The organism is Mixta sp. Marseille-Q2659 (assembly GCF_940807255.1).
In the GTDB taxonomy this organism is placed as follows: Bacteria; Pseudomonadota; Gammaproteobacteria; order Enterobacterales; family Enterobacteriaceae; genus Mixta.
Window position 1 is genome coordinate 293,860 of sequence record NZ_CALNWY010000001.1, and the last position, 13,028, is coordinate 306,887.

The 13,028-nt window shown below is 54.4% G+C and carries 13 protein-coding genes and 1 pseudogene; 8 read left to right on the plus strand and 6 right to left on the minus strand.

Going from position 1 to position 13,028, the window contains the following annotated elements; genetic code table 11:
• Positions 1–38 precede the first annotated feature (38 nt).
• The 3 genes from P3C52_RS01370 (at position 39) to iolE (ending at position 2,970) form a co-directional block, all read left to right on the plus strand.
• Positions 39–1,055: a Gfo/Idh/MocA family oxidoreductase gene (locus P3C52_RS01370; protein ID WP_275553436.1), complete on the plus strand. Its 1,017-nt coding sequence runs from the start codon at positions 39–41 to the stop codon at positions 1,053–1,055.
• Between the two features lie 64 nt (positions 1,056–1,119).
• Positions 1,120–2,004: a sugar phosphate isomerase/epimerase gene (locus P3C52_RS01375; protein WP_275553437.1), complete on the plus strand. Its 885-nt coding sequence runs from the start codon at positions 1,120–1,122 to the stop codon at positions 2,002–2,004.
• A 69-nt stretch (positions 2,005–2,073) separates the two neighbouring features.
• Entirely contained in the window at positions 2,074–2,970 is an 897-nt protein-coding gene (gene iolE / locus P3C52_RS01380) for a myo-inosose-2 dehydratase (RefSeq protein WP_275553438.1), read from the plus strand.
• Positions 2,971–3,041: 71 nt separating this feature from the next.
• Here iolE and P3C52_RS01385 read toward each other — a convergent pair whose 3' ends face one another.
• Positions 3,042–3,599: a DcrB family lipoprotein gene (locus tag P3C52_RS01385; RefSeq protein WP_275553439.1), complete on the minus strand. Its 558-nt coding sequence runs from the start codon at positions 3,597–3,599 to the stop codon at positions 3,042–3,044.
• A 122-nt stretch (positions 3,600–3,721) separates the two neighbouring features.
• On the minus strand, positions 3,722–4,387 hold the full coding sequence (locus P3C52_RS01390) for a 7-cyano-7-deazaguanine/7-aminomethyl-7-deazaguanine transporter (RefSeq protein WP_275553440.1): 666 nt from the start codon (positions 4,385–4,387) through the stop codon (positions 3,722–3,724).
• A gap of 556 nt (positions 4,388–4,943) precedes the next feature.
• Between P3C52_RS01390 and P3C52_RS01395 the strand changes: the two are divergent.
• The 3 genes and pseudogenes from P3C52_RS01395 to tusA all read left to right on the plus strand — a co-directional run bounded on the left by P3C52_RS01395 (position 4,944) and on the right by tusA (position 6,836).
• Positions 4,944–6,076: pseudogene (locus tag P3C52_RS01395) on the plus strand (hypothetical protein).
• Positions 6,073–6,363: a hypothetical protein gene (locus P3C52_RS01400; protein ID WP_275553441.1), complete on the plus strand. Its 291-nt coding sequence runs from the start codon at positions 6,073–6,075 to the stop codon at positions 6,361–6,363. The pseudogene P3C52_RS01395 and the gene P3C52_RS01400 overlap by 4 nt, the downstream one beginning before the upstream one ends.
• Positions 6,364–6,581: 218 nt before the next feature.
• On the plus strand, positions 6,582–6,836 hold the full coding sequence (tusA, locus tag P3C52_RS01405) for a sulfurtransferase TusA (RefSeq protein WP_275553442.1): 255 nt from the start codon (positions 6,582–6,584) through the stop codon (positions 6,834–6,836).
• A gap of 9 nt (positions 6,837–6,845) precedes the next feature.
• On the opposite strand, the gene P3C52_RS01410 is transcribed toward tusA, so the two are convergent.
• Positions 6,846–9,098 (minus strand): zinc/cadmium/mercury/lead-transporting ATPase, encoded by a 2,253-nt coding sequence (locus P3C52_RS01410; RefSeq protein WP_275553443.1) that lies wholly within the window; start codon positions 9,096–9,098, stop codon positions 6,846–6,848.
• 75 nt (positions 9,099–9,173) lie between these two features.
• Entirely contained in the window at positions 9,174–9,803 is a 630-nt protein-coding gene (locus P3C52_RS01415; RefSeq protein ID WP_275553444.1) for a lysoplasmalogenase, read from the minus strand.
• Positions 9,804–9,955: 152 nt separating this feature from the next.
• Between P3C52_RS01415 and P3C52_RS01420 the strand changes: the two genes are divergently transcribed.
• Positions 9,956–10,312, plus strand: coding sequence for a DUF2500 domain-containing protein (locus tag P3C52_RS01420; RefSeq protein ID WP_275553445.1), 357 nt, complete (start codon positions 9,956–9,958; stop codon positions 10,310–10,312).
• 2 nt (positions 10,313–10,314) lie between these two features.
• On the opposite strand, the gene P3C52_RS01425 is transcribed toward P3C52_RS01420, so the two are convergent.
• The gene (locus P3C52_RS01425; RefSeq protein ID WP_275553446.1) at positions 10,315–10,584 is read right to left on the minus strand and encodes a DUF1145 family protein; all 270 of its coding nucleotides are present in this window, start codon (positions 10,582–10,584) and stop codon (positions 10,315–10,317) included.
• Complete coding sequence (gene rsmD, locus P3C52_RS01430) at positions 10,574–11,179, minus strand: 16S rRNA (guanine(966)-N(2))-methyltransferase (protein ID WP_275553447.1); 606 nt, start codon at positions 11,177–11,179, stop codon at positions 10,574–10,576. The genes P3C52_RS01425 and rsmD overlap by 11 nt, the downstream gene beginning before the upstream one ends.
• Before the next feature lie 187 nt (positions 11,180–11,366).
• On the opposite strand from rsmD, the gene ftsY reads away from it, so the two are divergent.
• Positions 11,367–13,028: a signal recognition particle-docking protein FtsY gene (ftsY, locus tag P3C52_RS01435; protein WP_275553448.1), complete on the plus strand. Its 1,662-nt coding sequence runs from the start codon at positions 11,367–11,369 to the stop codon at positions 13,026–13,028.

Below are 13,028 nucleotides of genomic sequence, written 5' to 3' on the forward strand. Positions count from 1 at the left end.
CTGACGGGTTCGCGCTTACCCTGAATTCTGGAGAGATCATGACTCTGAAACTTGGCGTTATCGGCGCCGGCGCAATCGGCCAGGAACATATTCGTCGTTGTAGCAAAGTATTACAGGGCGCCACCGTGGTGGCGGTCTCGGATATTAATCTTGAGGGCGCGAAAGCAGCACTGACGCGCCTCGGTCTGCAGGCAGAAGTGTATGCCAACGGTCACGACGTGGTGAATTCCCCTGACGTTGAGGCGGTGCTGGTGACTTCCTGGGATCCGACCCACGAAGAATTTACCCTGGCGGCGATCGCCGCAGGCAAGCCGGTATTCTGTGAAAAACCACTGGCGATGAGTGCGGAAGGCTGCCGTCGCGTGGTGGAGGCTGAAATGAAATTCGGCAAACGTTTAGTGCAGGTCGGCTTTATGCGCCCTTACGATGCGGGCTACCGTGCGCTGAAAAAGGTCATTACCAATGGTGAAATCGGTGAGCCGCTGATGCTGCACTGCGCGCATCGCAACCCGGCGGTGCCGGAAAGCTATACCACCGATATGGCGATCACCAACACGCTGATTCATGAACTGGATGTGCTGCGCTGGCTGACCGATGACGATTACAAAACCGTTCAGGTGGTGTTCCCGCGCGTGACCTCAAAAAGCCATGCCCGCCTGAAGGATCCGCAGATCGTGTTGTTTGAAACCCAGAAGGGTATCCGCATCGACGTCGAGATTTTCGTTAACTGCGCCTACGGCTATGACATTCAGTGTGAAGTGGTGGGCGAAGAAGGCATTGCCAAACTGCCGGAACCTTCCGCTGTACAGATGCGTAAAAGCGCGCAGCTCTCTACCTCGATCCTGACCGACTGGAAAGATCGCTTTATCGATGCCTACGACGTCGAACTGCAAGCCTTCATTAATGATGTCAGCCGCGGCACGCTGACCGGCCCGTCAGCCTGGGACGGTTACGCCGCTTCCGTGGCGGCTGATGCCTGCCTGAAAGCGCAAAATAGCGGTGCGATTGAGCAGGTTGAATTACCGCCGCGTCCGGCTTTTTACGATAAGGCTTAATTTCCCCGGCCGCTTCCCGCTGCGGCGGGAGGCGCGCCAGCACTGAGCAATCAGGGAGAACGTTATGAAAATCGCTTTCGATGTGGATGTCATTAAAGATTTAGGCATCACGAAGATGGTTCAGCAGGTCGCCGAGTGGGGCTACAAATATATTGAACAGTCGCCGCATCCGCAGATTAACCCCTTCTATAAACACCCGAAAGCCAGCCGGGAAATCATGACGGAGTATAAAAACGCGCTGAAGTCCACCGGCGTGGAACTCTCCTCGTTTATCGTGGTTTATCGCTGGTCAGGCCCGGACGAGCTACGCCGCCAGGCAGCGGTAAAAAACTGGAAACGCATGATTGAAATCGCGGTGGAGATGGGTGTGCAGGTGATCAACACCGAACTGTCCGGCAACCCGAACGAGCCGGAGATCTGCGAGGAGATGTTCTACCGCTCAATGGAAGAGCTGTTACCGATCGTCGAGCGTGAAGGGATCCGCATTGAGATTCAGTCACATCCGTGGGATTTCTGCGAGCGTAATAATGAAACCGCTGACATCGTGAAGTCGTTCCGCAGCGAGAACGTGAAGTATGTCTACAGCGTGCCGCACACCTTCTTTTATGACAACGGCAAAGGCGATGTGAAAAGCATGCTGGAGTACGTTGGCGACGACCTGTCGCACGTGCTGATCGCCGATACCATGAATCACACCAAACACTGCCGCTATATCGTTAACCCGCCGGGCGTCGATGCTGCTGTGCATCAGCATGTCGGCGTGGGCGAGGGCGAAGTAGATTTTCCGACGCTGTTTCAAACCCTGCGCGATATGAACTTTGCTAACCGGACGTACAAAGTGGGCGGCGAGTCGATTATCGCCTCATCGCTGTTTGGCTACCCGGAAAAGATGAAATATCAGGCGGTAGAAACGCGCGAGCTTATCGAGCGTGAGCTGCTGGGCAAATAAGGTGGTTAGCTCCGCCGGAGCCTGACCGCGTGGTGGCTAAGGGCCGCCGTACCGAACAGAGAATTCATCATGAATAAAGATTACGTGAAGCTGGCGATCGCGCCGATTGGCTGGACTAACGACGATATGCCGGAGCTGGGGAAAGAAAACACCTTTCAACAAACGGTAAGTGAAATGGCGCTGGCTGGCTTTAGCGGCAGCGAGGTCGGCAGCAAATATCCGCGCGATCCGGCGGTCTTGAAGCCGATGCTGGAAATTCGCGGTATCCAGATTTGTAACGCCTGGTTCAGCACGTTTTTTGCCAACGGCGAAAAGGCGAAAACCATCGATGAATTCGTTAATCATATGAATTTTCTGCATGCGATGGGCGCGAAGGTGATCGGTTGCTCTGAGCAGAGCAAAAGTATTCAGGGCACTACGCTTGCGGTATTCGATCAAAAACCGATCTTTACCGATGAGGAGTGGCGCTTAACCGCCGAAGGCTATAACGAACTGGCGAAAATCGCGGCGGAAAAGGGCATGCAGGTTTGTCTGCATCATCATATGGGCACCGGCATTCAAACGCCTGCCGAAATCGACCGTTTTCTGGCCCTGACTAACGACGATGTTTATCTGCTGTACGATACCGGCCACCTCTATTATTCAGAAAACAGCGAGCAGGCGATGCTGGCGGTGCTGGAAAAACATCTGCCGCGTATCAATCATGTGCATCTGAAGGATGTGCGTGATGAGAAAGTGGCCGAGGTGCGCAGCCAGAAGCTCTCTTTCCTGGAGGGCGTGAAGCGCGGCACCTTTACCGTTCCGGGCGATGGGGTTATCGATTTTAAACCGGTGTTTAAACTGCTCGATGACGCGGGCTATCGCGGTTGGATGGTGGTGGAAGCGGAGCAGGATCCGGCGCTGGCGAACCCGTTTGAATATGCGGTTAAAGCGCGCAAATATATTCGCGAAACGGCAGGCATTTAAGCTGAAATAGCTGAAAAAGCGCCGCCAGATAAGGGCGGCGCTTTTTTACTTTTTACGCTGACGAGACGTCATTATTTCAGCGTAATGGTATTAATCACATTTTCAGCCTGCGTTTGCGCCTGCTGCTGATTATCGGCTGGCAGCGTAATTTGTAGCGTAACCAGTTTGCCTTCCGCTTTTGCCAGCACAACGGAAGACCAGGCGGTCTGGTTATTGGCTGATATCACCGTATCCAGCTGCTGTGCAGGCGTTCCCTTCAGCGTAATGGCCTTATTAGTCACCACCTGCAGCTGCGGATCGCGGTTGCGCTGCTGCTGTTCCAGGCGCTGGGTCATCACGTCCAGCCCTTCATTGGTTGCATCGCCTTCGATAACGATAATAGCGCGCTGGCCGCTTTCGTCAGCGTAAACGTGCATATTGTTTGCCTGCGTACCCAGCTTGCCGCTTTTATCTGACATACCGGCAGGCAGGTTAAAGCTGAGCTTGCCATCCATTAACGATACCGTCTGCGTGGATGTGCTGGCGCTGGCGCCGTTATCGTCCGCAGCGGCTTTATCTGACTGCTGATCGCAGGCGGCCAGACCTACTACCAGTAAACCTATTCCAAGAAATTTCGTAAGTTGACGCATCAGGTTCCCTTCTCTTTATTTGTCTGGCAATACAAAGCTTAATACAAACTGAATCAGCGCCTAAAAGCAACCAATCGTAAGTCACGATCTTAGACGCGCTGACGCCAGGTTGCTATTGCCGGTTAGCCGAAATTGAACTGTGCCCGCTGCGAGCGTTCAGCCAGACGCTTGAGTGCGGCATTGAGCAACACGCCGTAGGCAGGCAGGAAGAACACCATGCAGATTAAGACTTTAAAGCTGTAATCCACCAGCGCGATTTCCACCCAGTGCTGCGCCATAAAAGCGTCCGGGCTTTTGTAAAAGGCGATAAAGAAAAAGGAGATGGTATCGCTGATGTTGCCTAAAAACATGGCGCAGGCGGGCGCGATCCACCACTGCGGCAGCTGGCGCAGACGATTAAAGACATGTACATCCAGCACCTGTCCCAGCGCATAGGCCATAAAGCTGGCACAGGCGATACGGGCGACAAACAGGTTTACCTCATGCAGCGCCGCCAGGCCTTGCCAGCTGCCGTTATAAAACAGCGAGGAGATCACATAGGAGATAAATAGCGCAGGCACCATCACCGCCAGAATAATGCGGCGAGCCAGCGGCGCGCCAAAAATACGCACGGTCAGGTCGGTGGCGAGAAAGATAAAGGGAAAGCTGAAAGCGCCCCAGGTGGTATGGAAGCCAAAAATAGAAATCGGCAGCTGTACCAGATAGTTACTGGAGGTGATCACTAAAATATGAAACAGAGAAAGCCAGACAAGCGCATGCTGCCGCTGGCGCGGTGTAAAGGAGATCATAATTTACCTTTTTACGTTGGGGTGAGGGAACCCATTGTTTAATCAGCGTCTTACCGACAAAAGGAAGGAGTAACGCGGCTGCGGCACGCCATGCGGCGTCACATCTTCCAGCTTTGCCACTTACCAGACACCTGCCGCCTTAACATTCAACCTGGGCGGCAGAAAAAACGCTATCAACGGCAGCAACTGGCAATTGAACCAGATGGATTTAAAGAAGAGCGTTTTTTAGGTTGCAGTCTGACTTAAGAACATGCTGAAAGAACGGTATTTGGTATCCGTGTTCCAACAAGGCAGGTTCCTGGTTAAGCAGCTCTCTGGCTGACTTAACCTCGTGGCAAACGCCTTCTCAGGCGTTTTTTCATTGACGGGGCGAGAGATTACGCGCGAAAAAAAAGGATCTCAAGAAGATCCTTTAATATCAGATAACCTTTCGCCCTTCAGTCGATGTTTTACCTGCTGTGAAAATCAAGTTTACTGTATCTGGCTGCTTGATTTTTAACCACATCGGCAGGAGAATCCCTTCACATCACATGGACTAAACCAAACAGGATGTTTGATGCTCAGACTCTACACGCTGTGGGAGCTGGAACGGGAAGTGACGCCCGAAGAGTTCCAGCACATACTGACGCCAGAAACCGCTCTGGAAAAAGCGACGTACTGTTACGACCTGGATTACAGGAATGCCCTCTTACCGCCGTTTAGCGAAGTGCCCAGGCGACTGAGTACCCGGAAAGATAAACCTTACAAACGCGCCGATCGCTCTCTGTACGACCCGGTTTATGACGCTCTGGAAATGAACCTGCTGGAAGGCTGGATTATTGGTCTGGACAGCAATGAACCCTGGGATAACGCTGTAAACCCTTTTCACATCAATATCGACGGCGAGCTTGTTTTTGAATGCGCAGATCCTTTCTGTTGGGTTATCAGTGAATTCCAACGGGCTTACCAGCTCGCCATTAATAACCAGAATGGAAAAAAGCCTGCTCCAACGGAAAAATTCAGACCTTCAGGTGAACCGCTACAGCATGTGCAGGCAGCGAAAAGACCATCAACAGCAAAGCTGCCGGCCGTCTGCTGGCCGCTGGCGGAATTTATAACGGCAATATTGAGGGGTTCAGAAAAACCGCGGAGCAGCTTGGTGGCGATGCGCCCGCCGGTTACGCTCAGGTCATGGATAACAAAGGGCTAATCATTGCTGGCGCATCTATAGCCGCCGGCCTGATGATGGGTCGTTCAGGTACAGCAATGAAGCTTTCCGGGCCAGAAAAGCTTCATGTATTGGGAAAAGTAGAGGGCGAATATTCACTGATAAATCCCGGCCCAATAAGTGAACGATTTGCTGAAACATTTTCTGGTGGCGTTTATAAGGAAATCATTTTGTCTGAAGATACCGTTTTTTATCGAGGCGGACAAAATGGCATTGAGCTTGGGCGTTTTTTTAGCTACGAAAAACCTCAGGGTATAATCCAGACACGTATTGATAAAGCCGTACGACCTGAATGGCCTGATGGAAGCAAGTCGGTCATTGACAGATACTTTGAGGTAAAAATCCCAGCGAATACGAAGGTATATGTTGGAGAGGTTGGGTATCAAACAGACCTCTACCCAGGCGGCTCTGAACAGGTATTAATTCCAGCGCCGTGGAATATCCCAGGAGTAAAAATATTAGATTTTGGTGAATTGAAATGAAAACAACTATACAGCATCTGCTGGCACAAATAACGTTGCTGTTGTCAGAGAACAATGAACAGGCATGGGCAAAAAGATTTGAATTTTACAGTAGGCAGTTAGATGTAGATTACGATACTTCTTTAAGTGAAATAAAAGGTGTATTTGGTGGAGCAGGGTCATTTAATGACCTGGTACTGCATAATAACCAGCAGATGCTAATAAAAGAAAATAACGAATTAAACGCCCTTCAGGATCAGCTTTACGATGCGTTGACAAAAGAAATCATCAACCGCAGATCTTACTGATAAGAGTGAGTTAATTTACCCTCTCTCGCTTGTCGCTTCGGCTCAAAAATATAGACCGTAAATGGAGCAGTAAAAAGGGGAAATGCGGTAGCCATAGCACGTTGTTTCGGCTTTGCAATGGTTAGTTTTCACGCAAACGTTAACCTGCTTTCGGCGGCTTGCGCAACAGGCCGCCGGGCGTAGAATAGGGCGCAACAGAATTCAGTGACGAGACGATAATGAGTGATCTATTCGCTAATCCCGACCAAACCCTCGATGCGTTAGGGCTGCGCTGCCCGGAACCGGTGATGATGGTTCGCAAAGCGGTGCGTCATATGCAGGACGGGGAAACGCTGTTAATCATCGCCGACGATCCGGCGACGACACGTGACATTCCTGGTTTTTGCCGTTTTATGGAGCATACGCTGGTGGCGCAATCCGTTGATGAAAAGCCCTATCGCTATCTGTTGCGCAAGGGCCTCTCGTCAAGTTAATGCTCGCCTTTAACGCCGACGCAGCAAACGCAGTGCGTTGGCGGTGACCAGCGCGGTGGCGCCGCTGTCGGCAAGCACCGCCAGCCACAGGCCGGTCAGTCCAAACAGCGTCGTCACCATCAGCAACACCTTCAATCCCAGCGCGATGGCAATATTTTGCCGCAGAACAGACTGCGTTGCGCGTGCCAGCCGAACCATTGTCGCCAGACCGGTTAAGCGGTTATGCGTCAGCGCGGCATCGGCGGTTTCCAGCGCCACATCGCTGCCGCTGCCCATCGCAATGCCCAGGGTGGCCGCTTTCATCGCGGGCGCATCGTTAATACCATCACCCACCATGGCTGCCGGCTGATCCGCGCTAAGCTGCTGGATCGCTGCGACTTTATCGGCAGGCAACAGACTGGCCCGATAATCAAGACCGATTTCAGCGGCAATGGCGGCGGCAGCGCGCGGATTGTCGCCGGTGAGCATCAGGGTTTTTATACCAAGCTGATGCAGGTCAGCCAGCGCCTGGCGCGCATCGCTACGCACGCTATCGCGCAGAGCCAGCAGGCCGACCGGCGTGTCATCCTTCCAGGCCACAATCACCGTCTTGCCCGCATCTTCCAGCATCGCAATTTGCGCCGTCAGATTTTCAGCGACGCGCTGGCCTGGCGCGGCGAGCAGCCAGCGCTGACCGTCAATGTGCGCTTCGATGCCGCGTCCCGGCAGTGTCCGTTGGTCCTGCGCCTGCGGCAGCGGCTGATTCAGCTGGCGAGCCTGCTGTACAATCGTCTGTGCCAGCGGATGCGTCGCGCCCAGCTCCACCGCTGCCGCGTGGCGTAACAGAGCCGTTTGCTCAAGGCCGTTTAGCGCAATGATGTCGGTCAGCTCCGGTTTGCCGATGGTCAGCGTGCCGGTTTTATCAAAGGCCAGCAGGCGAATCGCGCCTAGCTTTTCCAGTGCCGCGCCGCCTTTAATCAGCGCGCCCTGTCGGGCGGCAGCGGCCAGGCCGGAGGTGATCGCCGCCGGCGTTGAGATCACTAATGCGCACGGACAGCCGATCAGCAATAAGGTCAGCCCTTTATAAATCCAGGTCTGCCAGTCGGCGCCCAGCAGCAATGGCGGCAGCAGCGCGACAAGCGATGCCAGACCGATAACCAGCGGCGTATAGACACGACTGAAACGATCGATAAAGCGCTCCAGCGGCGCCCGGTGCGCTTCAGCCTGCTCAATCAGCTGCAGAATACGGTCAATAGCGCTTTCACCCGGTTTGGATATCACCTCCAGCCTGACCAGCCGATCGATGCTGATACAGCCTGCGGCGACGGCATCATTTTGGCGATGTTCAGCGGGCATGGATTCACCGGTTAACGCGCTTTCGTCAAAGCTGGCAAACGGCGACAGTAGCCGCGCATCGGCGGGCAGCCGTTCACCGGCGGCAACTTCAATCATATCGCCGGGAAGCAGCCTGTCAGCCGCCACCTCTTCTCGCTGGTCGCCACGCACGCGCACCGCTTTATCCGGCTTTAACGCCATTAACGCGGTAACACCGCGACGGGCACGGCTGGCGGCGATCCCTTCCAGACGCTCGCCAAGCAGGAACAGCAGCAGCACCATCGCCGCTTCCGCGCTGGCGCCGATAAACAGTGCGCCAACGGCGGCAATGGTCATTAAGGTTTCAATCGCGAACGGGCTGCCGCTGCGCGCCTGCCGCCAGGCTTTCCGGCTGACCGGCCAGAGTCCGACCAGTGTGGTGAGAATAAACGCATCTTTTCCGATTACAGGCCAGCGGTATTGCAGCAGCCAGTTCGCCAGCATCAGCAGGCTCAGCGCGATCAGCAGACCATTTTCCTGCCAAAAGCCGGTTGATTTCTCCGTGGGCGCCGCTTTAGCTCGCAGCTGAAAACCCGCCTGTTTTACTGCCTGTTCAACCTGCGGCTGGATATTCTCATCGCCGTTAAGCAGCAGCGTTTGCGTGGCAAACAGCACGCGCGCCTCGCGTACGCCCGGCAGGGCGCTGACCGCTTTTTCTATTTTGCGTGCGCAGTTGGGGCAATCCATACCTTCAATAGTCCAGCGCCAGCTTGCCTCTGCGAGCCGGTTTTCTGCCTTCGCCGGTGCGGCGTCGCAGCAGCTGCTTTGACAGGTCGGCGCTGTTTTTCCCGGCGCTGACGCGGGCGCAAGAGCGGAAATATGTTCTACCTGAAGCGGTTTTTTGGGCGGAACGGTCAGGCGGAGCGGGCCCCTGGGATGGTTGGGGCCACGCGAAGAAGCGTTGTTCATGGCATCTCCTGGAATAAGCAGCGGATGCCAGTATCCTAAACTCTGGAGTTGACTCCAGAGTCAAGCGATATCAGATCAAAACAGCCAGAGCGAACGCGCAATCATAAAGTGACCGGCAAAATAGCAGGCGGCGACAATGGCGTTATCTGCCTTAAAGCGCTTGCGGTAATGGCTGATAAACCAGACCAGATTAGCCAGCGTTAACAGCGAAGCGCCCACGACCAGCGAAAAACTGTAGTCACTGGGGCGGAAATAATAGAGTTCGGCGGCCAGCCAGTTCATCACCAGCGTCATGCCGATAAAGGTAAAGACCGGCCAACGCAGATCTTCCAGCCGCGACCAGATGACGGCGACCCAGACTGCGCCAATGATTAACAGCGTCAGCGGAATCGGCCAGAAAAAGCTCATCGTCATATGGCTGGCAAAATTAATGGTGTAGAGCAGATGCGCGAGGAAAAAAGCACCGAGCGCGTACATCATGCGCTGACGCGGCAGCAGCGTTAGCACGTCGCCCGCCATGGTTGCCAGCAGGCCGAGCAGAATCAAATAGTCTCCAGGATTGAGCGTAGGTGCCTGCCAGGCCCAGGCCAGCAACAGCAGCAGCGTGACAGGCTTAAACAGCCAGCGCTGCCATTGCGGGCCGCGATAGGAAGCATCAACATACAGCCAGCCGGAAAAAAGTACCGCAAGAAACGACCAAATCATTACGTTGTCCTTTTCTGGTAAGGGGCAGTGCAGCACCGCCGTTTTGTGTGCAACATCCTGAGCTGAGTTTAGGTTAGCCGCGCGCGATGTGACAATCAGGAAGCTCTGGTTGTATCCTTGCTGCGCCCCGCCGCCATGAAAGGAGTCAAGAGATGAGCAAGCCACCGTTAATTTTTTTGATCGTGCTGGCGATTATTGTCGTTTTGGCCTCGCGTCAGTTTATTAAGCAGCGCCGTGAAAATGCCGCGAACGATGCGGCGCCGGTTCGATCGCTGCAGGTGGAAATTAAGAGCAAAAGGGAGTTTCCGGCGCCTAATCGTCGTTCGCGTCAGCGTGAAGTGATTGCCGGAGAGGAGATGCGCTACGAGGCTTGGTTTCATCCGCTCAACGGTGCCAGCGATTTTAAGCTGACGGTCAAAGCCGATGCGTATCATCAGATGGATAAAGGCGCAAAAGGCGAGCTGAAAATGCAGGGCTCGCGCTTTATCTCGTTTACGCCAGCGCAGTAGGACTACTGCTTCGGATAATGCTTCTTCTGCCAGGCCAGCAGTTCGAACACGCCGAAAAAGAAAATCTTAACCTGGGTAAAACGGCTGAGTTTCGCGGCATCTTTCGGCTGCGTGGCTTTCAGCAGCACCAGTTGCAGGCCATGCATCAGCACCATAAAAATCAGGGCAACGTTAACAAAATATGTCAGCGGTTTGGGAAACGGCTGCACGATATTCAGCAGTAAAAAAGCCCAGACAAACAGCATTAACAGACGACCTAAATTAAGCCACATCTTCCTGCTCCTTTAATTCGCTTTCACGGCGATATAAGCGGTAGGCAACCTGCCCCGCCACTTTTTCCCGATGCAGATGCCAGTTTGCCGGCACCGGCGGCGTGCCGTTCTCGACTTCGCTTTCGACATAAATCAGCGCTTCGTCGGCCAGCCAGTGATTACTTTCCAGAAGCTGAAGCGTTTGCTCCAGCAGACCTTTACGGAACGGCGGATCGATAAACACAATCTGATAAGGCTCACTGCCCGGCTGTGCCAGCCAGCTAAGCGCGTTGGTCTGAACCACCTGCGCATTGCTGGCTTTGAGCGTTTGCAGATTTTGTGTCAACTGCTGAGCGACCGGCTTTTCCAGCTCCAGCAAGGTGGCCGATCCCGCATAGCGCGACAGCGCTTCCAGCCCCAGCGCGCCGCTGCCGGCAAAGCAGTCCAGACAGCGTGCCTGCTGAATATCGGGTGCCAGCCAGTTAAACAGCGTTTCACGTACCCGATCGGTAGTCGGACGCAATCCGGCGCTGTTGGGAACCGGCAGTTTTCGTCCGCGCCATTGGCCGCCGATTATGCGGATTTGACCAGCGGCATTGCGGGGTTTTTTATTCATGATGCTCACAACTCGTCATAATTTGTTGCGTAGTTTAACGGGCGAAAGCGGTTGTGGAAACGTTAAAAAGGGTGCTGGTGTTGCGCTGGCTGGAAAGTGTTAGACTAATGAATTCTTTATCAGGTTATTTTTTCAGCCCGGCGCGACAGACGACCGGATGAAAGCCATCGAGGAGTGTGGTCACACAATGGCAAAAGAGAAAAAGCGTGGCTTTTTTTCCTGGCTGGGTTTTGGTCGTGAAGAAACGCCTGCGCAGCCAGAAGAACAACAAGAAACGGTAGCGGATCAGGCGGAAAACAACGCGCCTGCTGCGGCAGAACAGCTTGCCGACGAGATCGTTGCGACAACGGAAGCCGTTGCGCGGGAAGAACACAACGCCGCCGAGGCTCAGCCGGAAGCGAGCAAAGCCGACGCCGCGCCGGTTGAAGAAGAAATTCTGCCGGAAGAAGTGAAACCGGCTGATGCTGCGCCAGTTGAAGAAGAAATTCTGCCGGAAGAGGTGAAACCGGCTGACGCTGCGCCAGTTGAAGAAGAGATTCTGCCGGAAGAGGTGAAACCGGCTGACGTTGCGCCAGTTGAAGAAGAGATTCTGCCGGAAGAGGTGAAGCCGGCTGATGCTGCGCCAGTTGAAGAAGAGATCCTGCCGGAAGAGGTTAAACCGGCTGACGCGACAGCGCTGTATGAAGAGCAGGCCGAGGCTCCGGTTATGCCATCTTCTGCAGAGATCCTGTCCGAAGAAAACGCGCCAGCCGATGAGAAAGATGCGGTTGTAGCTACAGAAGTCGCTGCGGCCGTAGCGCTTTCTCCTGCGGCGGAAGAGCTGGACGACGCGCCGCTGTCTGATGAAGAACTGGCAGCGCTGGCGCTGGCGGATGCGCCGGAAGAAGAGGCTGCAGTTGTTGCCCCGGTAGAGCAAGAGCGCCCGACTAAAGAAGGCTTTTTTGCCCGCCTGAAGCGCAGCCTGGTCAAAACCCGGCAAAACCTCGGTTCCGGTTTTATCAGCCTGTTCCGCGGCAAAAAAATTGATGACGAGCTGTTTGAAGAGCTGGAAGAGCAGTTGTTAATCGCCGACGTTGGCGTTGAAACCACCCAGCGCATTATCAACAGCCTGACGCAGCAGGCGAACCGTAAACAGTTGCGCGATGCCGAAGCGCTGTACGGCCTGCTGAAAACCGAAATGGCGGAGATCCTGCACAAGGTTGAAGCGCCACTGGATATGAGCGGCAAAATGCCGTTTGTTATTCTGATGGTCGGCGTCAACGGCGTGGGTAAAACCACGACCATCGGCAAGCTGGCGCGTCAGTACCAGGCGGAAGGCAAATCCGTCATGCTGGCAGCGGGCGATACGTTCCGCGCGGCGGCGGTTGAGCAGCTTCAGGTGTGGGGCGAACGCAACCATATTCCGGTGGTGGCGCAGCATACCGGCGCCGATTCCGCGTCGGTGATTTTCGATGCGATTCAGGCAGCCAAAGCGCGCGGTGTGGATGTGCTTATCGCCGATACCGCGGGTCGCTTGCAAAATAAAGCGCACCTGATGGAAGAGCTGAAAAAAATTACCCGCGTGATGAAGAAACTGGATGAAAATGCGCCGCACGAGGTGATGCTGACGATTGACGCCAGCACCGGCCAGAATGCGGTTAGCCAGACCAAACTGTTCCATGAGGCGGTCGGTCTGACCGGGATTACCCTGACTAAACTGGACGGTACCGCGAAGGGCGGCGTGATCTTCTCGGTCGCAGACCAGTTTGGCATCCCGATTCGCTTTATCGGTGTCGGAGAAGGCATCGATGATTTGCGGCCATTTAAGGCCGAAGATTTTATTGAGGCACTGTTTGCCCGAGAGGATTAA